Here is a 23664-nt window from a genome sequence, read left to right as displayed (position 1 = left end):
GTAATTTTCCAATCTTCGATCGATGAACAGAGCAATCGACTGGTTTGCCCGCAACGGCGTAGCGGCCAACCTGCTGATGCTTCTGCTCCTTCTGGGGGGCGGCGCGGCGGCCTTCACCACCGTGCAGGAGGTCTTCCCCGAGTTTAGTCTCGACTCGGTGCAGATCCAGGTCACCTACCCCGGCGGCTCGCCCGAAGAGGTGGAGCAGTCCATCGTGCGCCGCATCGAGGACCGCATCGAGGGCGTCGAGGGCATCGACCGCATTCTGGGGACCGCCACCGAGAACAGCGGCGTGGTGACCGCCGAGCTAAAGCGCGGTGCCGACCTCTCGCGGGCCCGCACCGACATCAAGTCCGAGGTGGACCGCATCACCGCGTTTCCGGAGGAGGCCGAGCAGCCGATCGTCACGGAGGTCACCAACCGGCAGCAGGCGCTCCAGATTGCCCTCTACGGCGACGCGAGCGAGCGCACCCTGAAGGAGCTCGCCCAGCGCGTGAAGGACGACCTGACGCGCAACCCGCAGATCTCCTTCGTGCGCATCGGGGGCGTGCGGGACTACGAGATCTCCGTGGAGGCCCCCCGCGAGGCGCTTCGCAAGTACGGCATGAGCCTCGCGCGGGTCTCGCGGATCGTGCGGGAGGGGAGCCTCGACCTGCCGGGCGGAAGCGTGGAGACGGACGAGGAGGAGATCGTCATCCGGACGGAGGGCCAGAACTACACGAAGGAGGACTTCGAGGAGATCGTGGCCCTCACCCGCGACGACGGCACGAAGGTGCGCCTCGGTGAGGTCGCAAACATTCAGGACGGATTTGCCGAGAACTCCGACCTCATCACGCGCTTCAACGGCGAGCCGGCCGCCATCCTCAACGTCTTCCGCACGGGCCAGGAGCAGGTCCTCGACATCGAGGAGACGGTCAAGACCTACCTCGACGACGACCTGCAGGCGTCTCTTCCCGCCGGGGTTCAGGCCGCCATCTGGCAGAACCAGGCCGAGAGCCTCCGCAGCCGGCTCAACCTGCTGATCGAAAACGGCATCTTGGGGCTGTTCCTCGTCGTCCTCACGCTCACCCTTTTCCTCGCCCCCCGGCTGGCCTTCTGGACCTCGGTCGGCATCTTCTTGTCGTTTACGGGCACGTTCATCCTCATGCAGTACCTGGACGTGTCGATCAACCTCCTGTCCCTCTTCGGCTTCATCCTGTCCATCGGCATCGTGGTCGACGACGCCATCGTGGTGGGCGAGAACGTGTACGCCGAGCAGGAACGTACAGGCGACCCGCTGGAGGCCTCCATTCGGGGAACGCAGCGCGTCGGCATCCCGGTCATCTTCGCCGTCCTGACGACCGTCGCCGCCTTCTCCCCGCTGCTCTTCATCGGCGGCACGATCGGCAAATTTCTCGGGGACATCCCCACGATCGTCATCATCGTCCTGCTGCTGTCGCTCGTGGAGGTGCTCTTGATCCTCCCGTACCACCTGTCGGAACGCCCGGACCAGGAACCGGGCACCCCCACCCTCCCGATCCGCACGCTCAACCGGGTGCGGCGGTGGGTGGCCGCCCAGCTCTGGACCTTCGTGCGCGGCCCGCTTACGACGGCCCTCCGGTTCGCCACCCGGCACTACGGGGTCACCCTCGCGGCGGGCGTGTCGATGCTGTTCATCTCCTTCAGTTTCGCCAGCAACGGGTACATCGGGTTCTCCTTTTTCCCCAGCGTGCAGGGCAAGCTGGTGACCGCCCAGTTGGAGATGCCGGTGGGCACCACGCCGGAGGCCACCGAGCGCATGACGGCCCGCCTGCAAGAGACGGGGTACGAGGCCATCGAGGCCCTCGAGGCGAAGGCCGGACAGGACCTCGTCGAAAACGTGTACGTGGCTGTCGGCCGTCAGCCCCAGGCCAACAGCGACCCCGGCGCGGGCGGCTTCACCGCCACACAGGCCAACGTGGCCGAGGTGAGCTTCGAGATGATCGACCCGGAGGAGCGGGACATCACGTCCGCCCAGTTTGAGGAGCGATGGCGCGCGGAGACCGGACGGGTGCCCAGCGCGCGCTCGCTCTCGTTTACCGCCAACGTGGTGTCGGTGGGCAAGCCCGTCTCGGTGGAGCTGTCGGCCCCCACGTCCGACAAGCTCGACCGGACGGTGGCCGCCGTCCAGGACTCCCTGGCCCGCTTCGGGGGCGTGTTCGACATCAAGTCCGACCAGGAGCAGGGCAAGCGGGAGCTGGAACTGGCGATGAAGCCGGGCGCCCGGACGCTCGGCCTCTCGCTCAACGACCTCGCCGGCCAGGTCCGCGCCGCCTTCTTCGGGCTGGAGTCCTACCGGCTCCAGCGCGGGCAGAACGAGGTGCGCGTCTACACCCGGCTGCCCGACGACCAGCGCAATTCCATCGAGGACCTGAGCAACTACCGCATCCGGACGGCCGCCGGGGCGCAGGTGCCCCTGGAAGAGGTGGCGGACGTGTCGTTCGGGTACAGCCCCTCGCAGATCAACCGGCAGGACGGCCGCCGGGTCGTCACGGTGACGGCCGACGTGGACCCGGGCGTCACGACCGGCAACGCGGTTAAAGCGAGCCTCCAGTCCAGCGTGCTCCCCAATATTCAGCGCGAGATTCCGGGGGCCACCTTTACCTTCGGCGGGCAGCAGCGGCAGCAGCGCAAGGCGCAGAGCGCCCTCGTGATCGGGTTTCTGCTCGCGCTGTTTGCCATCTACGCCCTCTTGGCCATTCCCTTCCGGTCGTACCTCCAGCCCCTGGTCATCATGAGCACCATTCCGTTCGGCTGGATCGGGGCCCTGCTGGGCCACCTGATGCTCGACATCCAGCTCGGCCTGCTCAGCATCTACGGCATCGTGGGCCTCAGCGGCGTCATCGTAAACGACGCGCTCGTGATGCTCGACTTTGCCAACGAGGAGCGCGCCAAGGGCCGCGACTGGCCCGACGCGCTCGTCCGGGCCGGGCAGATGCGCTTCCGCCCCATCCTGCTTACGTCCCTGACCACGTTCCTGGGCCTCTTCCCCATCATCGTGGAGCAGAGCGTGCAGGCCCAGTTCCTCATCCCGATGGCCGTGAGCCTCGGGGTCGGCATCGTCTTCGGCACGGCCGTCCTCATGATGATCGTCCCCTCAATCGCCATGTTTCAGGACCGTGCCGTCGGGTGGGTGCAGACCCGCCTCCTCGGCTACGACGAGCCGGTGAAGCACTTCGGGCCGTACGAGGAGCGGCATTCGGAGGCCCCGTCCGCCTGAACGGGGAACGGCAAATGTTTCCGTCCGGGGCCCCTCCCACTTCCGGACCGGCCCGCGCAACCAACGGCCGCCCGCCTGCTTCCTGCGAGCGCCCGTCCGGGGGGTGGAGGCACCCAGAACGTGACCGGGCGGCCCACCGGGGTGGTACGGTCATTGCGAGGTGATTCGTGACAGATCGAGCACGCATCCGTTTCGCCCCACCCGGTTCTCCGACGACATGATCTCTCCTGCCGTGCAGAACCTTGACGACGACGAGGCGCTGCGACGAAGCACCGTTCTTGAGCGCGTAAGCGAGGGCGTCGTGGCCCTCGACACGGACCTCCGCTACACCTACGTCAACGACCGGGCCGAACAGATCCTGGACGCCGACCGGGCGCAACTGATCGGCCGGCACGTGTGGGACGCCTTCCCGGAGTCGCAGGGAACCGCCGCGGAGGACGCCCTCGACGTGGCCATGGCGACTCAGGAGCGGCAGTCCTTCGAGCGGTACGACCCGGGCCTGGACCGCTGGTTCGAGGTCCGCGTCTACCCCGACGAGAGCGGGCTGTCGCTCTACTTCACCGACATCACAGACCGCAAGGCCTCAGAGCAAGAGCTCGCGCAGAAAAATCGCCAGCTCAGCGCGCTCGTCGAAAACACCGCTCAGGCCGTGTACCTGAAGGACCGGGCGGGCCGCTACCAGTTCGTGAACGAGGCGGCCGCCGATCTTGTCGGGCTTACCCCGGAGGAGGCCGTCGGGAAGCGCGCCGGGGACCTGTTCGACGCCGAGAGTGCCGCCGAGATCCGCCGGATCGACGCACAGATTCTCGCGGACGGGACCGCGGACTCCTACGAGGCCACCCGGTTCATCGACGGCACGAAGCACGTCTTTCTGGAGAATCGGTATCCGCACCGCGACGAGGACGGCGCCATCGTGGGCATTGTCGGCATCAGCCGCGAGATCACCGAGCGAAAGCGACGCGAGAGGACCCTTGAGGGCAGTCGCCAGCGCCTGAAGTCGCTGTTCGAGAATCTTCCCGACTCCGTCGTGATCCACGACGCGGAGGGGCACATTCTGGACGTCAACGAGCAGACCGTCGACGACCTCGGCTACACGTACCGGGAGCTGCGGTCCATGAACGTGGCGGACTTTGAGGTCGGCCTGTCGCCGGAGGAGCTGCGAGAGACCTGGACGACCATGGAGGTCGGCGACCGGGCGAAGAAAAGCGGCCGCCACCGCCGGAAGGACGGCTCCTCGTTCCCAATTGAGGTGTGGGTGGACAAGACGGAGATCGGCGGCGAGAAGCGCTTTATCGCCCTCAGCCGGGACGTGACGGAGCAGCTCCAGAAGGAGCGAAAACTCAGGGCGCTCACCGAGGAGTACCACGCGCTCCTGGAGAACGCCGAGGACGCCATCTTCTTCGTCGACGTAGAGGAAGAGGAGTCGGGCACGGAGTTTCGCTTCGAGCGGCTCAACCCGTACCACGAGGCCGCGACGGGACTCGACTCGGAGTCGGTCCGGGGCAAGACGCCCCGGGAGGTTTTGGGCCCGGACCTCGGCGCCGAGCTCGAGGCAAATTACCACCGCTGCGTGGAGGCCGGGGCGCCCATCTCCTACCAGGAGGAGCTGGACATGCCCGCGGGGACGCGCATCTGGCAGACCAAGCTCGCGCCCGTCGTCGTCGACGGCACGGTGACCCGCATCGTCGGGATCGCCCGCGACGTCACCGCCCAGGTGCACCGCGAAGAAAAGCTCCGCCGCAAGAACGAGCGCCTCGACGAGTTTGCGGGCATCGTGGCCCACGACCTCCGCAACCCGCTCAACGTCGCGCAGATGCGCACCACGCTGTCCGTCGAGGATCCCGCCTACGAGGACCTCCACCGCCGGAAGGTGCACGAGGCCCTCGACCGGATGGAGGACATCATCTCCGACACCCTGGTTCTCGCCCGGCGCGGCAACGAGGCCGAATCCCTCGAGCCCGTTTCGGTGACGACCATCGCGGAGCAGTGCTGGGACATGGTCGAGACCAGCGCGGCGGTCCTGGTCGTCGACGACGCGTGCACGATCGAGGGCGACCCGGACCGCCTCCGGCACGTCTTCGAGAACCTCTTCCGCAACGCCGTCGAGCACAGCGAGGGCGACGTCACGGTGCGGGTCGGGCGCGCCGACGACGCCGTCCTGTACGTGGAGGACGACGGACCCGGCGTTCCGCCCGGCCGGCGCGAGACGGCCTTCAAGCCCGGGGAAACCTCACGGGAACAGGGGACCGGCTTCGGGCTCTCGATCGTGAAGCGCATCGCCGAGGCGCACGGCTGGGCCGTCCGCCTTACGGAGTCCCCCGATGGCGGGGCCCGGTTTGAATTTGACGGGGTCGAAATTCGCTCGTAGTCGTCCGTCCGGGTCCAGGGGGCCATGCTACAGACAGGAGGCCCTCCTGCCCCGCCACCAGACTCCACATCTCGAGGACTCCGTTTTCTCAAAGCCTCATTTCTCGTCCCCCCCTCACCAGGCGACGTACAGGCCTGGGGCTCCGCACGATCCGGCACGAGTCTGAGTCGTATTTTTGTGGCGTTTCTTCCGGGTCGCGTACCGGAGCCCCCCGACTTGCCTCCCGTGCTCGTGTAGGACTCATCCGACAGGACGAGAAGACTTCGGCCGTCGTCACAGGGGCTGCAAGAAAAGCTCGGGGCAACTTTCCCTCCTTCGTGCGATTGCCCTGCCGCTGTGCAACCGCGGCAAGCCAGTCTTGGGGACGTCCACAGACGCACGGGGAGATCCGAACGGGAACGGAGGCGATGCCCGCGTCTCTGGGCAGCCTGGAAAAGAAGTTGGGCGCATCTTTCTTGGGCCGCCTGCGGCACCACGGCAGCTCAGCGCTTGGGCGGCGTGAAAGATAGAGCAGCAGACAGACGCGGCTGAATTTTGCGAGGCCATCGCATTCAGGCGGGCGTTGCCTGCCCCCTTGGTGACGTGTGAGTGCGCCCCGCCTTTCAGGAAATCTTTTGGATCATATTTTTCTCTTAAGTATTCTTTATAATAAGATAGTTGAATCCAGAAAGAGCAAAAGATCCGTTTACGTAGGTCGCTCCAGACTGAACCGCCACGAAGCAAGTCGACCGGGCCCGGAGCGGCCCCGCGGGAAGACGACCGGCTTCGGACTCCGGGTCATCAACTGCATTGACTTCTCTCCCGGCTGAAGCCGGGAGATTCTTCGCGTTCTACGCGAACTGCCTGTTGGTCTTACGTTCGCTCCGCGAGCTACACGAGAGATGAGGATGAAACCTCACTCCCGAGGGGGAAGCCATAACACCAGGTAGACGGGAACTGTTGTCGTTCCCGACATACTTCCTTTTGGCGACATATCGTCGCCTGATGTTCGCGGCACCTACCACGTCCCGATGCCCACGAAAACCACACTCACTGCACGCGTATTCCCGGCCACTCGGCTTCTTCCGGTGGCCGCACTGTGGACATTCTTGGGACGTATACGCTTCATCAACTCGTTCAACTGTGATTCCAGCGAGCTTGGCTTTGTACTCGATCATCCGGGCAAACTCGCCATAGGCCCACTGGTGCAGCCGTTGGTTCATCTGGCTGCCGTAATCGATCCGATCACGGATGCCGCGAACATCACCGATCCCGATCGCAGAGACACGTCGCTCAAGGAGCATCTCCACGACCTTCCGACTCAGTTTGTGAAGAAGGTCCGTGATCTTGTTGTCGATGTGGTCAAGCTGCTTGTTCTTCGTCTGAACCAGCTTCGTCCAGCGGCTCGAGCCGCGCTCTTTACGATCGATCTTCGCATCGAGCTTGGCTTTCAGGCTATTCTGGTAGTGACGGAGAGCGCGAAGTTCACCGCCGTTGATCGTGAATGCGTCTTGACCCGTGAAGACAGCAGCGAGGTGTTTCTCTCCGAGATCGATTCCGGCGATCTTGTCTCCGGTCGTTCGGTCGACAGGCTCTGTGTCATACTGAGCACGGACGACAAAACCACCCGAGCTCTTCCCGATCTCGACGGTTCTGGGTTCTTCGTCGACGGGCCAATCAATCAGAATCGAGTCCTCTCCGCGTTTCGTGGACAGACGGAGAACGCCATCGTCACGGAGCGTGACGCCTTGATAGGTCCACCGGAGCACGTTGTACTCTTTGTCACAACGTTTTGGTGGGTTGCCCCTGCGGTCGTTGTCATGCCAGGAGCTCACCGCTTCGTAAAACTGCTCCGCGACTTCCTGGGCGGTCTGAGAGGGCAGTACGTCATGCCCTTTGCAGTGCCATCGCCGCGTCGCCGTCTTGCTGAGCCAGTGGTTCTGCCGGTCGACCGTTCGCCAGTACCACGTGCAGATCTGGTTCCACAGATCCGCAGACGACCGGGACAACCGCTCAAGCTGATCGGTGCCCTCAATATGGAATTTGCGGGTCAAATACATACTGCAAAACAAAAGCCCTCGCAGCTTCCGGCAGGTGGAACTGGGTGCAAGGCAACCCGGCTGCCAGAAACGCGAGGGCATCAATACTCACAACGCCTTGCTTGCGGAGTTCCACGTCCGCCTTCAAAACTATTATGCGTCAGACAGAAACGCCGGAAGAGTTCCGGAAGAGAATACTCGTTTTGAACTCGCATTCTCACTGCGAAGGAGTCACGGACCGACAGGTCCACATCCCCCGGATGAATCCGGAGGGTTTACTGCTCCTTCGCGCATCCTCAATACTCTAATAGAACACGCAGCTGGACCGCCTGCCTTCCAAATCCTCTCAGCGAAAAGGGTAGGATTACCGGAGTAGCGGTCGTATCGGGGCGGCATCCTTCTTCGAGACGACAGCGGCGCGTGTGCCGAAGCATGAGGGCGCCCCTCATCTTCTGGAACAAGGACTACTTTAAATAAAGCATAAAAGGAGCATGTAAGCGCGGGGAGTGGGCCTAAAAGACAATCACTGGTATATTTATTGCGCCGATAGAAGCGGAAGATTTTCCGGACTTTGCTCCGGGGCGTCCCCGCTTGTGTTCTTCTTTATCCCCCTTCAGGCCCGTTCGCATTTGCCCAACCGTTATCCTCCGCCAATCGGAAGCGCCTTCGGACGACCCACCGGCCCCTCCGGTGACGGACTGGTTCTGCGTAGTGGACCGCTCTCCTGCGACGACGGAAGAGCAGTGGGCCCTCGCCGACGGAAGCGTCGTGCTGAGCCTCTCGGCAACCCGGTCCGACGCAATGGCCGTGGCCGACCTGGACGGCATCGGCGTCGTCCGGTACACGCACCTGTCCGACCCCGACCGGGCGGCCCTTCGCCGGCACCTCGCGCCCTGCCACCAGGTCGACGACTAGGGGAGGCCCCGCAAACGTGTGCACGAAGCGGGCCCTGCGGGCTCAGGGGACACACGACCCGGAGGTTCTGCACTTTTCTCTACCCCGCCCCCGACACGCTCCATGCCCGCTGGTCCCTCCGATCCGGACCTCTCCCCCTCAGACAGCAAATACGCACGAATCAATCCCCGTCGCCTCCAGGCCCTACGCCGGTACGACGTCATCGACACCGCCCCGGAGGAGACGTTCGACCGCATTGCGGATCTCGCGGCGGCCCTGCTGGACGTCCCCATCGGGCTGGTCACTTTTGTTGGCGATCAGAAACAGTGGCACAAGGCCTGTGTCGGGCTCGACGCGCAGGCGCTCGGGCTCGACGCCTCCTTCTGCGTGCACACCCTCGACGATGGGCAGCGGCTCGTGGTGGAGGACGCGACCGAAGACGAGCGGTTCGACGACAATCCGCTCGTCACGGAGGAGCCCCACGTCCGTTTCTACGCCGGCGCCCCCATGATTACCCCGGACGGCCATGTGCTGGGAACCGTCTGCGCGCTCGACACCGAGCCGCGCGCGCCCTCGGAGCGACAACTCGAAGGGCTGGACGACCTTGCGCAGATGGCGGTCGATCAGTTGGAACGGCGGCGCCGTCAGAAAACCAAAGCGGTCGACCGGGCCGGCCCCACCGAGTTGGACGCGACACGGCTCAATGAGCTGCTTGCGTCCCTCGACGATGCGGTCTGGGAGGTGCAGATTCATCCTGCCGGCCCGAACGAGGCGGGGCCCGTCCGGCATGAGCTGGCCTACGTGAACAGCTCGGAAGAGTCCATTTTCGGCCGCCCCACCGACGCGTTTGTCCGAGACCCGATGCTCTGGCGGTCGGCGGCGCACCCCAAGGACCAGCCCGGCCTGCCAACCGCCCACGACCTGCTCGAAGACGAGCGCTGGCGCGGGGCGTACCGGCTTCTTCAGCCCGACGGGACCGTGCGGTGGGTCGAGACCGCTGTGCGCGTCGTGGGCCGGCCCTCCTTCTCTGACGCCGATAAAACAACGCTGGAGGCGCCCGTGAAGCTGGCCGGCATCACCCGGAGCATTCATCAGCGCAAGCAGGCAGAAGCCTCCGTACAGGAGAAAAGTGCGGCCCTCGCCGAGGAGAAGACGCGCCTCCGGGTGGCCCTCGACGCCGCCGACGCGGGCGTGTTCGAGTGGTCCATTCCGGACGACCGGCGCGTGTGGGACGAGCGCACGCAGGCCCTTTTCGGGGTCGATTCGGCCCCGCAGACAACCGGAGCACTCCTCGAGCACGTCCACCCGGCCGACCGGGGACGTCTCCAGGACACAATGGCTCGCGTCCTGGAGGATCCCGACAAGGAGACCTGCCAGGTCCGATACCGAGTTCGCCGGCCCAACGAAGAAGACCGGCATGTGCAGGCCCGTGCGCGCATCCTCCGGAACGAAGACGGTGACGCGGAGCGACTGATCGGCACCTACCAGGACGTAACCGAGAGGCGGCGACGGAGACAAAAACTGCGCCGCCGTGAGCGGCAGTTCGAAGCGGTCTTTCAGGACCCGAACCTCCTGACCGGCCTCCTCGACCTGGACGGGACGCTCCGCAGGGTCAATGACACGGCCCTTTCTTTCATCAACGCAGGCCGGGAAGAGGTAGTCGGGCAATCCTTCTGGGAGACGCCCTGGTGGGACCACGATTCTGCCCTCCAGGCGGACCTTCAGGACTGGATCGCACGGGCGGCGGCGGGCGAGTACGTGACGTACCAGTCCGAGCACCTGAGGCCGGATGGGCTCCAGTACACGATTCGTGGCAGCATCCGCCCCGTCCCCGACGAGGACGGAACGGTCACCGCCCTCATTGTATCGGGCCGCGACGTCACCGCTCGCGAGGACCAGCGGCGCGAGCTGAAGGTGCTCCATCAGGCCGTCGAGGATTCTGCGGAGGGCATGGCGGTGCTGGCCGGCGACGAGTACGTGTACGTGGACCAGACCCACGCCGACATGTACGGGTTCGACGACAAGGAGCAGCTCCTGGGCAACACCTGGCGGATGCTCTACGGGGAGGACGAGATCGAGCGCCTCGAAGAAACGGTGTTTCCCGTGCTTGAGGAGGAGGGCCACTGGCAGGGCCTCGTGACGGGGCAGCGCCCGGACGGCAGCACCTTTCCGGCGGCGTTGTCCCTCACCGTTACGGAGGCGGGACGGCTCGTGTGTACCGTGCGGGACATGACCGGTCGCCAGGATCGGAACCGGAAGCGCCAACTGCTCCTCACCGCGAGTGAGACCGGCATCGCCGAGTGGGACCTGCGGGCCGGCCAGATCCGGTGGGACGGGATGCTCCGCAACATTTTTGGACGGGCACCGGAAAGCACAGACGCCTTCTTCGCCCTGATCCATCCGGAGGACCGCTCGCGGGTGCGGGACGGGTTCGACTCCGTCGTCGACAGCGCGTCTTCCTGGAACGGGGAGTTCCGAATCGAGGACGGGGACGGGCGTACCCGCTGGATCGAGACGCTGGTCATTCCCATCTTCGAGAACGGCGAGGTGGCCCGCCTCCTCGCGTCGGGGACCGACGTGACCGAGCGAAAAGAGCGCCAGCAGAAGCTCGACTTGGCCCTAACGGGGACCGACACGGGAGTCCTCGAGTGGAACCTGCAGTCCGGCGAGATGCAGTGGGACGAGACCCTCCAGGACCTGTTCGGGCACGACCCACAGACGTTCGAGGCCTTTACCGAAATCGTTCATCCCAATGATCTGCCCGATGTGGAGGCGGCCCTCGAGGACATGACCAGCACCGGCGAATCGTGGGAGGGTGACTTTTGGCTGTTCCACCCCGAGGAAGGAGTTGCTCGAATGCACCTCCGGGCGACGCCGGTCTACGAGGAGAGAGGGGCCGTCCGCGTCCTGGGCATCGCCACCGACGTGACGGCCCAGTGGGAACGCCGGCGCGATCTCGCGGCCAGCCGGGAGCGCCACCAGGCCCTCCTCCAGGCAAACCCCAATCCGGTCCTGGGGGCCGACATGGAGACCGGCAAGATTGTGGAGGCGAACGCGGCCGCTGCAGATCTGCTCGGGCGCCCCCGCGAGGAGATCATCGGGGCCCACCAGACCGACTTCCACCCCTCGGGCCGGGCCGAGGCGTACGCGTCGCTCTTCCGTCAGAGCCTCGACGAAGACGGCCCGAGACGGGCCCTCCCGGACGGAACCCAGATTGAAGTCGTCACCGACGAGGGCACCGCTGTCCCCGTTGAACTCAACGCCACCACCGTAGGTCTCCCCGACGGGCGCGTGGTGTACCGGATCTTCCGGGACATCTCCAAACGGAAGGCCATGCAGAAGCGCCTCACCCGCCGGGAGCGCCGGTTCCGAATGATGTTCGAGGGCCACAACGCCCCGATGCTGCTCATCGACCAGGAGACAGGCGCAATTGAGCGGGCCAACGCGGCGGCCGCCGAGTTCTACGAATACGACCGGGACGTCCTGACGTCCATGTCGATCCAGGACATCAATCAACTTCCGGCGGAGGCGGTGGCCCGGGAGCGCCGCGAAGCGGCGAAGGACGGCGACGAGTTCCTATTCGAGCACGAACTCGCGTCCGGAGAGGTGCGGACGGTGCGGGTCCTTTCGGCGCCGGTTCCGGATCTGGATCGGGGCGGGACGCTTCTCTTCTCGGTGATCCACGATGTCACCCAGCGCGAGGAGCGCCGACAGGACCTGGCCGACCAGAAGGCGTTCCTCGATCAGATCCTCGACACGATTGAGGACGTGTTTTATCTGCTCGACGAGCAGGGAGACCTCTTGTTCTGGAACCGCCGCCTCAACGAGGTCACCGGCTACACGGACGCGGAGCTCGAGGCCATGACGGCCCCTGACCTCTTCGACGAAGACGATGCGGCCCGCATCCGAGACGCCATCGAGGAAAGCGCCGCGGGTCAGGCTGTTCGGGTGGAAGCCCCCCTGATCACCAAGGACGGGCACCGGGTGCCCCACGAGTTTGTGGGGGATGCCTTCGACGACCCGACACGGGGCTGGGTCCTGTGTGGGGTTGGACGCGACGTGACCCCGCAGAAGGAGCGACGCCGGGCCCTGCGACGTGCCAACCAGCGGTTCGAGCAGTTCGCGGAGGCGGTGCCGAACGCGTTTTATATCGTTACGCCCGACTACTCGGAGCTCCGTTACGCCAACAGCGCAACCGAAACGCTGTACGGCGTGGACCGGGACACGCTGCGCGACGCCCCGAGTGCCTGGACCCGTCACGTCCACCCTGCGGACCTCGGGCCCCTCCGCTCGGCCGTTGAGGCGCAGGGCGACGGCGAGGCACGCTGGCCGCAGCACCAGGAGTTCCGCGTACTGCATCCCACCCGGGGCTGCCGGTGGCTCAGAGCGCAGATCGACGGGATTTACGACGACGAGGGGACCCTTCAGCGGCTCGCCGGCGTGACCACCGACGTGACCGACCAGAAAGTGCGGGAGCGGCGGCTTCGAAGCCTTTACCGCGTGACGCGGGACCTTCTCGCCGTGGGCACGGAAGCCGGCGCCGCGTCGATTGTCACCGATGCCCTCGGCGACACCCTCAACTTCCAAGAGGCCGCCGTGTACCTGCGGGACGGCGACGTGCTGGTGCGGGCCGGCGCCATCGACAGTGAGGTGGTCGGCTCGATGCCCCGGGTCGAGCAGGGACACACCCCGCTCTGGACCGCCCTCGACGAGGAGGACACGCAGGTGCACCCCGATCCCAGCACCATCGACGACGGCGTAGACCGGTCGGGCCTCACGGGCTGCGCGTACGTGCCGCTGGGACAGCGCGGCGTGCTCGTCGTGGGCACCGCTGCCCCGAACGGTCTCGACGACGGGGCCCTTCGCCTTCTGGAAACCGTCGCGCAGAGTCTCCGAAAGGCGCTGGAATCCCTCACCCGAGCGCACGACCTGATTGCACGTGAGCGCCGCTACCGCACCCTCGCCGAGAATATTCCGAACGGGGCGGTATTCCTGTTTGATGAGAACCTTGCCTACACGCTGGCGGCCGGCGAGCTGCTCGGCACGTACGAGTTGGAGGAGTCCGACCTGCTCGGGGCACAGGCCGGGACCGTCCTCGTCGGCATCGAGGGGGGCCGGCACCCGATTGTAGACCGCTTCGAGGCGGCCCTGGCGGGGGAGCGGACGGACCGACGGATCGGGGTCGGCGGCCGCACGCTGCGCGTCCACGTCGTGCCCCTCCAGGGCGACACCGAGGCAGAAGGCCTGATGCTGGCGCAGGACATTACGGAGAACGTCCGCAAGGAGCGCGAGCTTATGAGCGCCAAGAAAGCCGCCGAGGAGGCCGGCCGGATGAAGTCGTCCCTTCTCGCGAACATGAGCCACGAGATCCGCACGCCGCTGACGAGCGTCCTCGGGTTTGCGGAGGCGATCGAGGAGGAGATCGAGGGGCTAGAGCCCCCGGCCGCGGCAGACGACCTGAAGCCCCCTGTGGAGTTTGCAGGCCTGATTCAGAAGAGCGGGCAGCGGCTGATGGACACGCTCACCGGCGTGCTCAACCTCTCGCGGCTGGAGGCCGGGGAAATGGACCTGGGGGCCGAGCCCGTGGACCTGGCCGAGCAGGTCGGTGAGGTCGCCGGCGAGCTTCGGCCTCAGGCCGAGGCGGAAGGGCTGCGCCTGCAGGTCCAGTCCGGAGGCGAGCCGACCTGGGCCCGGGCCGACGGCGGCGGCGTGCAGATCGTGCTCCGCAACCTGGTCTCCAATGCCATCAAGTATACGAAAGACGGGGAAATACAGCTCCACGCCTACGAAAAAACCGGGCATGCGATAATCGAGGTGGAGGACAGCGGCATTGGGATGGCCCCCGAAAAGGTCGAGGATCTGTTTAGGCCCTTCCGGCAGGCCTCCGAGGGGGTGGCCCGGGAGTACGAGGGCACCGGGCTTGGGCTGGCGGTGGCGCAAGAGGCCGTCGAGCAGATGAACGGCTCAATCGAGATGGAGACGGAAAAAGGCAAGGGCACTACGGTTCGCGTCCGGATGCCGAAAGAAGAGAGCAGAGAGACGGGCAATGGCGATGTGGATGATGCGGAGCGCTGAACGACCTGGGCCACAAGGCGGCGTGGGACCTACGTGTTGAGGAGAACCCCTGTACAGGGGTAGGATTCTTTTTTAAGACCGGTCCGGCCGATGATCGAAGCCTCCCTGTGCGCCCGTGATCCCATGCACCCGCGACGCCACCGGCGGGTCACTGGGCCGTTCCTGGCCGGCCCTCTGAGACCTCGACCGGGCTTGCCCGTGCTTTGTTCGAGACGGTGACGGCGTCCGGGCCCGCCCTTCCGACCCACTGCCGGAAAAGGACCAGCCGCCGGGCGGGACGGCCGGAGACGATTAGACCTGCACGATCTGCGTTCCCGTGGCACCACCGATCTCTTCGATGGGCTGTTCCTCAATCCAAAGAAATTGGGGAGGGACCCGGTACGAATTTACCGCTGTAGAGTCATTTCGTCTTTTTGCAATCCGTGCCGGTGAGAACAGTGGCTCCTGAGCCGGGGCGTTGCGGTCCACGCCTGCGTCCACGACCCGGCCTCGGCGCCGCAGGGCGTAGCTTCCCCGCCCCTTCCGTGAAGAGTCAATAAACGTAGTCGGCTCTCCAAAATTTCGGCATGTTTATTGCAAGACGTTTAGCGGAAATCTTTTCCGGTCGTGGACTCCGGTGCTGTTCCCGGGGCTTCTGTGCCCCCCGGCTAAAGTCGGCCCCTTGCTACCCCCTCGGCAGAAGGAACTGCCCACGCCCTCTTTTCCGCCGCGACGAGTCTTTTTTATACAACTGTACTTTATACAACTGTACACTTTGTAAATATCGAAAGTCCATTTTTTCTCCTGAAGATCTTTCTTTAATAGTAGCACTCATAATAACAGCTGTTGTCTATCTGTACCACAGGTCGGACTAACAAAAATTTTTGTTCTATCTACTACCAAATAGTAATTTTAATTTTTCTGATTATAAGAAACGAACTCCGACGCTCTTATCACCGCATCCTCCCCTTATATGTTTAAGACCAAAACCCTACCAAGCGTATTCGAGGCCAGCAATGCTGAGCTTGTCGACGTATCGGACAGCCTTCTCACCGGTTTAAAGATCGGGCACAACGGGCGCAGTTACGTCGTCGGGGAGCTTGCCCTGCTAGAAGGGAATGCTCCGCACAAGGGCATCAACAATGCGCCGTCCGATTTGGACTACCGCCTCCTGCTTCAGGCCGCCCTTGCGGTGACCAAAGCCGGGGCTGAGGAGCCGATGTGCGTCACTACTGGCTTTCCCGCCTCCACGTATGCCGCTCACCGGGACACGGCTGAAGACCTGGTACAGGGAACGCACGTCATCGACCTGGACGGTCGCACCTTCGGGAAGAGCCCGGACACCAGCATTCGAGTTGAGGTCGACCAGGTAGAGATCATTCCCGAAATTGAGGGCTTCACCTTCGGGGTGCGGCAGGGAGAGCCGAGCGAGCGCGACCCGTTCTTTGCCGTCGGGCTCGGGTACGGGACCATGGAGGCGGCCCTCAGCCTTCCGTCCGGGATTGTACAGCGGACCACCGCCTCGGCCAGCGGCCTCCAGTACGCCACCCAACTCATGTCGGACCGCCTTCAGAAGGAGCATTATCTGGACCTGGTCACGGAGCACCAGCTCGACATGGCGATGCGCAAGGGCCGTATTGTGATCGGTCGCAGAAAGATGGACCTTACCGAAATGCGCCAGGACGTGCTGTCGACCTACTACGAGGACATCGTCTCCCCGACGCTCAAGCGGGCCTTCGACGACGCCGATTTTGGCCGTGCACGGAAGATGTACGTTGGGGGTGGAGGAGCACTGTTCGATGAGCTTGTCGACGCCTTCGCCGATGAATTCGGGGATGTTCTGTCTCTGGAGGTTGTTCCGAACCCTGCGTCGTTCATCAGCCGAGGGTACGCGCTGCACGCCGCGAATGCGAACGGCGGCCATCGAGAGCGGGCTGTGGGGCTCGACATCGGCAACGCCAACACAGTCATCAACCTCCTCCACGAAGAAAGCGTGTAGGGGGACGTAGACGTCCGGGGGGCTCCTGTGCTAGAGGGCCAGCGGCCGGGTCGCCTCTGGGGCGCGCTGGAGGCAGCGGGCCCAACTGCTGTTGAGGCACAGCAAATGCTGTTGAGGCACAGCAGAGGGCGGTCATGGTGTGCGCCGGCGCCGCGCACGCAGCCTGTTCGCAAACGGCCGGCCCGTGTCTTCCCTCGATACTGCTTTCGGCCCTACGTTCTACCGGTCTGTCGGCCCCCATTTTTTTGCCTGCCAGCGCGGTCTCAACATCCTAATGCGGGTTGCCCCGAGCCCCCCAAAGGGCCTCTTCGAAGGGGTCCGGCTTCTTCGAAGAAATCTCTCGGCGTCGCTCATGATGGCGGGCCGGGAATTGGATTGTGGGGTCGCTCTTGCCTTCACAATCGCGGTTGACGTAGCACCACTCCCTTCTCAGATTTCTTATGTATCCGTTCAGTGGCCACTCCCCCTCAGATGGAGAGGGACTCGCCCCCGTCCCTGATTCGTTTTCCGGCTCGGTCTTGAGCGAGGGGGGCAGAGCCCAGGGAACGCTTCGTCTCGGCACCTCTGATCTCCTCGTGGAGGGGCACGTACAGGGACCGATCACGACCGAGGGATCCGTGTACATCGCTGGAAGCGGCTCCACCCACGGCTCCATTTGCGCCTCAGAGGTGCGCGTGGCTGAGGGCGCCCAGGTCAGCGGCACTGTGCGCGCTTCGGATCTGCACATCGGTGGTACGCTACAGGGGGCGATCCTCGTATTCGACCACCTCTTGATTCTGAAGATGGCACACGTGCAGGGGGGCATCCTGACCCTTCAGAGGGCGACACTCGAGGTGAAGCTCGGGGCGCAGTTCACCGGAACGGTAAGTGAGGTGAGGGGGTCGTTTGTGACACCCGTTTCTCCGGAACGGGGAGATGGCTCTCCAGGACGGACAGTGCCGGCGTCGGTTCGCCCCCCAGATTTCTACCTCTCGTCCCACCACACGGGCGGAAAGCCCCTGGTGAACCGGCCCGAGCAAGAGCAGCTGGGGGCGCCTGGTCCAGCAGAGACGCCAGGGGGCGACGATTCGTCGTCTCTCCGAGATGACTCAACGCCAGAGAACAGGTCGGAGTCGGACGGGGACGAAGACTTTGGGGTGGACTGGTAAGGGCATGATGGGGGGTATGGGGGCGAGCCGTCAGCGTTGTGGCACAGCTCCGCAACACGAGAGGGCCCCACAAGTCCTTGCTCTCGCTTCCTCGCGTGGCCCGTGGTCCTCAGGCAGGTCCACCGCGAAGCCACGTCGACTCGCCCTGATTGAAGGGACCGACCAAGAGCTAAAGCCCGCGTCGTCAGGGTGGGCCGGTGGGGGATCCGTAACTGACGCCCAGGGCGTTCTGCCGAGGCCGGATCGCAACCCTCCCTGTTTGGGCCCGCCGGAATGCAGGCAGCCAGCAGCACGCGTCACGACCGGATGATCGGCACAGTCGAAGTCGAGGCGGAGCAACAGATCGGAAGCCGATTCGTCGTTCGGCTGCCACAGCCCGCCACGTGCCCCGCCCCCTCGCCTCGACGACGGTCCTTGACGGCGTCGCAGGTCCGGCCCCAATCACCGGACCGAAGGCGGGCACGTTCGCCGGCAGCTCGGGGCCTCTGAATCAGGGGCGCCGCCGCTGGCGCCACGGACTCCCGCCCTCCCGGCCATTCGCCGCGATTGTTGGGGCCTCCTCGGACTGCGCCTCGGCGTAGTAGAGCGTCGCCGCGAGGGCCGCAAGCTCGTCCCGCTCCGGGTCCTCCAGTTGGAGGGCGGAGGGGTCAAACTCCTCGTCCACGAAGTGGGTGGTAAAGTCGCCCGCGCGGAAGCCCTCGTGCTGCATCGCGAAGCGGCAGAACGGGATCGTGGTGGCCATGCTCGCCACCTCGTACTCGTCGAGCGCGCGGATCATGCGGTCGATGGCCGCCTCCCGGTCGCAGCCCCACGTGGTGAGCTTCGAGATCATCGGGTCGTAGTGGATCAGCACCTCGCCCCCCTCCTCCACACCGGCGTCCACCCGTACGCCGAATCCTGAGGGAGCGGAATGCCGCTTGAGCGGGCCGGGGTCGGGCAGGAAATTCGAGGCCGGGTCCTCCGCGTAGACGCGGCTCTCCATCGCGTGCCCGTTGATCGACAGGTCGTCGGTGGTGTAGCCCAGCGCCTCCCCCTGCGCCACGCGCAGCTGCTCGGCCACCAGGTCCACGCCCGTCACCCACTCGGTGACCGGGTGCTCCACCTGCAGGCGCGTGTTCATCTCCATGAAGTAGTAGTTGAGGTCCTTGTCCACCAGAAACTCCACCGTCCCGGCGTTCCGGTAGCCGCACGACTCGGCCGCGGCCACCGCCGCCGCGCCCATCTCGCGGCGCACCTCGGGGGTGAGCACCGACGACGGCGCCTCCTCGATCACCTTCTGGTGGCGGCGCTGGATGGAGCACTCCCGCTCGAAGAGATGGACCGTATTCCCGTGGTGGTCGGCCAGGATCTGAAACTCGATGTGGCGGGGCTCCTCGATGTACTTCTCGATAAAGACGCGCCCGTCGCCGAACGAGGACGCGGCCTCCCCCTGCGCCCGGTCCATCGCCCCGGCAAAGTTCTCCGGCTCGTGGACGATGCGCATGCCCTTGCCCCCGCCGCCCGCCGCCGCCTTGATGAGCACCGGATAGCCAATGTCCTCGGCGATCGCCTCTCCCTCCTCCGTGCTCGCCACCGCGTCGGTGGTGCCCGGGGCCATCGGCACCCCCGCCTCCTTCATGAGCTGGCGGGCGGCCGTCTTGTCGCCCATCGCCCGGATCGCCGCCGCCGGCGGCCCCACGAAGTGGACGCCGGCCTCCGCACAGGCCTCCGCGAAGGCCGCGTTTTCCGAGAGGAAGCCGTAGCCGGGGTGAATGGCATCGGCCCCGCTGCGGCGCGCCGCCTCCAGGATCGCCTCCGGGTCGAGGTACGACTGTGCGGCCTCCGCCGGGCCAATGTGGTACGCCTCGTCCGCCCGCCGCACGTGGGGCGCGGAGCGGTCCGGCGTGCTGTAGACGGCGACCGTGTTGAGGCCCTGCTCGTGACAGGTGCGCAGGACCCGCACGGCAATCTCCCCGCGGTTGGCAACGAGAACGTTGTCGAAGGGACGGGATGTCGCGGTCGAGTCCGTCATTTCGTCTTGTTGAACGTAATGGCATGAATTCTGTTATGAGGATCCCGCCGCAAAGGCCCTGCCCGTTGCTTTCGGGCCCGGGGCCCGGCTCGCCGATTGGTTTCACAGTGCCCTCCCCGCCGCTATGCCGCAGACCGAAGATCTCTACGACGTGCTCGGCGTCGACGAAGACGCGAGCCAGGAGGAGATCAAGAAAACGTACCGCACACTCGCGCGCAAGCACCATCCGGACCGCAACCCGGACGACCCCAACGCCGAGGAGAAGTTCAAGGAGATCCAGAAGGCATACTCCGTTCTCTCGGACGAGGAGAAGCGCAAGCAGTACGACGCCCAGCGCCGGTTCGGCGGCGGAGGCGGCTTCGGCGGGGGCGCCCGCACGCAGCGCCAGAATCCCTTCGACGGGGGCCGTCAGCAGCAGCGACAGCAGCGGCAACAAGGGCGCCAGGGCGGTCAGGACCTCGAAACGACCCTCCGCCTTTCGTTTCGGGAGGCCCTTGAGGGCGGCCGCAAGCAAGTTGAGCTCCCCTCCGGCGAGTCCATCCGCCTCAAGATTCCGAAGGGCGTACGGGACGGCTTCAAGATTCGCCTGAAGGGCCGGGGCCAGCCCGGCCCCACGGGGCAGCGCGGCGACCTGTACGTGACGTTCGAGGTGGGGGACCACCCTCACTTCGACCGCAAGGGCGACGACGTTCACCGGACCGAGACCATCGGCATGTTCGAGGCCGTCTTCGGGACGGACATCCGCGTTCCCACGCCCTACGGGCAGCACCTCAAGCTCTCGGTGCCCGCCGGCACACAGCCGGGCGAGAAGCTGCGCCTGACGGGCCAAGGGGTGAAGACCGACGACGGGGCCGGCGACCTGTACGTCGAAATTGACGTGAACATCCCCGACAATCTCTCCCGGAAGCAGCGCGCTGTGCTCCACGAGGCGGCCGAAGACGCGGATCTGCTGTAGCGTCCGCGCTGTCGTGGCTTCTGCGCCGTCTTTTCCCCCTCCACTTCTCCGAAGCAGGGCCCCCGCCCAGGAGCCGCCGCGACGATGCCGGTTGCACTTCTCCGGTGCTGTTTTGCATATTTGATCGTCGCAACACTTACACCGGACGGAATCGCCCCCGACACCACCCAGAGGCCTTCGTTTCTAGGGGTCCGCTCCCCGAAACGGACGTCGACGCCTTCATTCAGGCGTTGGCGCCTCCACCTCGGTCTGGCGAATGTTCGCTTCTATGACCCTTTGCTGTCTGACGTCTTGTCGGTCCCCCTCCTGTTCTCAATCCCGACGAGAAGACCTATCCCTCAACGGCAGCGCCCGGACGTCGGGGCCCCTGTCTGCGTCCGCACTGCGACGACTTCGGGCCTGGTTTAGGCCCCCTCTCCCACCACCACAAAATGATCGCCCTGAGTTTTCTCACCCATGTCCGACAAGCCGAAGAACGTTTTTCGCATCGACATCGAGCCCACCGAAGACAATCCGGACCGTCACCCCACCCACGGCTGGCAGGTGCGCATTAAGCGTCAGAAAGAGCAATATACGAAGTACTTTTCCGACAAGCGACACGGCGGCCGCGAGGAGGCCCTCGAAAAGGCCGTCGAGTACCGGGACGAGCTGCTCGACGAGTTGCCCGAGCCGATGGATCCGGTCCGGCGCTCGGCGGAGGCCCGCTCGACGACCGGCGTCATCGGCCTCAACTTCTGCTGGAAGGACGACGGCAGCGGCACGCCCAAGCCGTACGTGCAGCTCAGCTGGCTTGAAGAGGACGACACGCGCCGAAGCGCGGCCTACTCCGTCCGGAAGTGGAACCTGCGCCGCGCGGTGTGGAAGGCCTGTGCCCGCCTGCACGAGGCCCGTGCGGAGCACGACGGGGAGGCCGAAGAGGTGAACGACATGTTCCAGACGGCCTTTCCCAACATCAAGGAGCAGTACGAGGCCGGCCCGGACGGGGAGGGCCTGCCGGAGGAGGACGAGGAGGTGATGGAGGCCACTGCGTAGCGCAGCGGGCCGGGCGGGACGGCACCCGTTGTCTCCACCGCATCCGGACCTATCCCGCGGCGCGCTCCTCTTGGGCGCGGCGACGGGCCTTCGGCTTGCGGTGGCGCTTGCGGAGCCGGTACGCCTCCGGGGTGACCTCCACGAGCTCGTCCTCGCGGATGAACTCGATCGCGTCCTCCAGCGACATTTCGCGGGGGGGCGGGACGTGCTCCAGCTCGGTCCCCGCCGCGGCGCGCATGTTGGTGAGCTGCTTCTCCTTCGTCACGTTGAGGTCGAGGTCCTGAGGCTTGTTGTTCTCGCCCACGATCATGCCCTTGTAGACGGCGTCGCCGGGCGCCACGAAGAAATCACCCCGGTCCTGAAGCTCCATGAGGCCGTAGGGCGTGGTCTCGCCCTCCCGGTCGGCCACGAGGGCGCCGGAGGTGCGGTGCGGAATCTCGCCCGCCCACGGCCCGAACTCCTCAAAACGGTGCGTGAGGAGCCCCGTCCCCTTCGTGTCCGTGAGGAACTTGGAGCGGTACCCGATGAGGCCGCGGCTCGGCACCCGAAACGTGAGCCGCACGCGCCCGCTGTCCTGGTGCACCATGTGCTCCATCTGCCCCTTCCGCTCCCCGAGGCGTTCCATCACCACGCCCATGTACGCCTCCGGGATGTCGATCTCGGCGGTCTCGTAGGGCTCGCGGGGCTCGCCGTCCACCTCCTTCGTAATTACCTGCGGCATCCCCACGCAGAACTCGTAGCCCTCGCGCCGCATCTGCTCAATGAGAATGGCCATCTGCAGCTCGCCGCGCCCGTAGACGCGCATGACGTTGGCCGAGTCGGTCTCCTCCACCCGGATGGCCAGGTTGTTGCGGGCCTCGTCGAAGAGGCGGTCCCGGAGCTGGCGCGAGGTCACGAACTCGCCCTCCTGCCCGCTGAAGGGCCCGTCGTTGATCCGGAACTCCATCGACATGGTCGGCGGGTCCACGTCGAGGGGCGTCATCGGCTCCGGGTGCTCCGGGTGCGAGATGCTCTCGCCCAGCCCGATGCCCTCCACCCCGGCAATGGCCACGATCTCGCCGGGCCCGGCCGCGTCGGTCTCCTCGCGCTGGAGTCCCTCGTACGTGAAGAGGGCCGTTACCTCTGCCTGCTCCGTGCTGCCGTCCCGGTGGCAGAGGCTCACCTTCTGCCGGTCCTGTAGGACGCCCTGCTCCACGCGCCCGATGGCGACCGGGCCCAGGTAGTCGTCGCGCTGCACGCTGGTGACGAGCACCTGCAGCGTGCCGTCGGGGTCGCCCGTGGGCGGCGGGATCTCGTCGATCATGGTCTCGAAGAGGGGGCGGAGCGTCGACCACTCCTCGTTGTCGAGGTCCGTTTTGCAACGGCCCTCCGTGGCGACGGTGTAGAGCACCGGAAACTCCAGCTGCTCCATGTCCGCCCCGAGATCGATGAAGAGGTCGTAGATCGCGTCGAGCGACTCTTCGGGCCGGGCGTCCTTGCGGTCAATCTTGTTGAGAACCACGATGGGCGGGAGGTCCAACTCCAGCGCCTTCTGCACCACGAAGCGGGTCTGCGGGAGCGGCCCCTCCGCCGCGTCCACCAGGAGCATGATGCCGTCGACCATGCGGAGCGTGCGCTCCACCTCGCCCCCGAAGTCGGCGTGGCCCGGCGTGTCGACGATGTTGATCTTCGTGCCCTCGTAGCGGACGGCCGTGTTGTTGGCCATGATGGTGATGCCCTTTTCCCGCTCCAGGTCCATCGTGTCCATCACGCGCTCCTGCACCTCCTCGTTGTCGCGGAAGATGCCGCTCTGCCACAGCATCGAGTCCACGAGCGTGGTCTTGCCGTGGTCGACGTGGGCCACAATGGCGATGTCGCGAAGATCGGTCTGCTTCATGGCGGGGCAACGGTTGGAATGGTCCTGCGGGGCACTGCGCCGGGTTGGAACGGCGTGCCCGCGCAGATTGG

At 65.5% G+C, this 23664-nt stretch carries 11 protein-coding genes; 8 read left to right on the top strand and 3 right to left on the bottom strand.

The features are described 5' to 3' along the window. The first annotated feature begins 22 nt into the window (after nucleotides 1-22). A complete protein-coding gene (locus OJA40_RS10490) occupies nucleotides 23-3238 on the top strand; it encodes an efflux RND transporter permease subunit (RefSeq protein WP_208425500.1) in 3216 nt (1071 codons plus the stop codon). A 217-nt stretch (nucleotides 3239-3455) separates the two neighbouring features. Beyond that, nucleotides 3456-5606 (top strand): PAS domain-containing protein, encoded by a 2151-nt coding sequence (locus OJA40_RS10485; RefSeq protein WP_263808981.1) that lies wholly within the window; start codon nucleotides 3456-3458, stop codon nucleotides 5604-5606. Nucleotides 5607-6436: 830 nt separating this feature from the next. Here the strand turns inward: OJA40_RS10485 and OJA40_RS15505 are convergent. Beyond that, nucleotides 6437-7645 (bottom strand): RNA-guided endonuclease InsQ/TnpB family protein, encoded by a 1209-nt coding sequence (locus tag OJA40_RS15505; protein ID WP_208425502.1) that lies wholly within the window; start codon nucleotides 7643-7645, stop codon nucleotides 6437-6439. A gap of 690 nt (nucleotides 7646-8335) precedes the next feature. Here OJA40_RS15505 and OJA40_RS10475 point away from each other — a divergent pair. The 4 genes from OJA40_RS10475 (at nucleotide 8336) to OJA40_RS10460 (ending at nucleotide 17719) form a co-directional block, all read left to right on the top strand. Further along, complete coding sequence (locus tag OJA40_RS10475) at nucleotides 8336-8539, top strand: hypothetical protein (RefSeq protein ID WP_263792845.1); 204 nt, start codon at nucleotides 8336-8338, stop codon at nucleotides 8537-8539. Between the two features lie 102 nt (nucleotides 8540-8641). Continuing rightward, nucleotides 8642-14593: a PAS domain S-box protein gene (locus tag OJA40_RS10470; RefSeq protein WP_263810605.1), complete on the top strand. Its 5952-nt coding sequence runs from the start codon at nucleotides 8642-8644 to the stop codon at nucleotides 14591-14593. Between the two features lie 952 nt (nucleotides 14594-15545). Further along, nucleotides 15546-16571, top strand: a complete 1026-nt coding sequence (locus OJA40_RS10465; RefSeq protein WP_263810604.1) for a ParM/StbA family protein — start codon at nucleotides 15546-15548, stop codon at nucleotides 16569-16571. 617 nt (nucleotides 16572-17188) lie between these two features. Continuing rightward, nucleotides 17189-17719, top strand: coding sequence for a bactofilin family protein (locus tag OJA40_RS10460; protein ID WP_263810603.1), 531 nt, complete (start codon nucleotides 17189-17191; stop codon nucleotides 17717-17719). A gap of 490 nt (nucleotides 17720-18209) precedes the next feature. On the opposite strand, the gene OJA40_RS10455 is transcribed toward OJA40_RS10460, so the two are convergent. After that, nucleotides 18210-19730, bottom strand: a complete 1521-nt coding sequence (locus tag OJA40_RS10455) for an acetyl-CoA carboxylase biotin carboxylase subunit (protein ID WP_263810602.1) — start codon at nucleotides 19728-19730, stop codon at nucleotides 18210-18212. Between the two features lie 124 nt (nucleotides 19731-19854). On the opposite strand from OJA40_RS10455, the gene OJA40_RS10450 reads away from it, so the two are divergent. Continuing rightward, nucleotides 19855-20685 (top strand): J domain-containing protein, encoded by an 831-nt coding sequence (locus tag OJA40_RS10450; RefSeq protein ID WP_263810600.1) that lies wholly within the window; start codon nucleotides 19855-19857, stop codon nucleotides 20683-20685. 456 nt (nucleotides 20686-21141) lie between these two features. Continuing rightward, a complete protein-coding gene (locus OJA40_RS10445) occupies nucleotides 21142-21717 on the top strand; it encodes an AP2 domain-containing protein (protein WP_208427636.1) in 576 nt (191 codons plus the stop codon). Between the two features lie 49 nt (nucleotides 21718-21766). Here the strand turns inward: OJA40_RS10445 and typA are convergent, their stop codons facing one another. Then, nucleotides 21767-23593: a translational GTPase TypA gene (typA, locus tag OJA40_RS10440; protein WP_208427637.1), complete on the bottom strand. Its 1827-nt coding sequence runs from the start codon at nucleotides 23591-23593 to the stop codon at nucleotides 21767-21769. Between the last annotated feature and the right edge of the window lie 71 nt (nucleotides 23594-23664).

The organism is Salinibacter pepae, from assembly GCF_947077775.1.
GTDB lineage: Bacteria > Bacteroidota > Rhodothermia > Rhodothermales > Salinibacteraceae > Salinibacter > Salinibacter pepae.
Note: the sequence above shows the minus strand (reverse complement) of the source record. Positions and strands in the feature narration are given on the sequence as shown.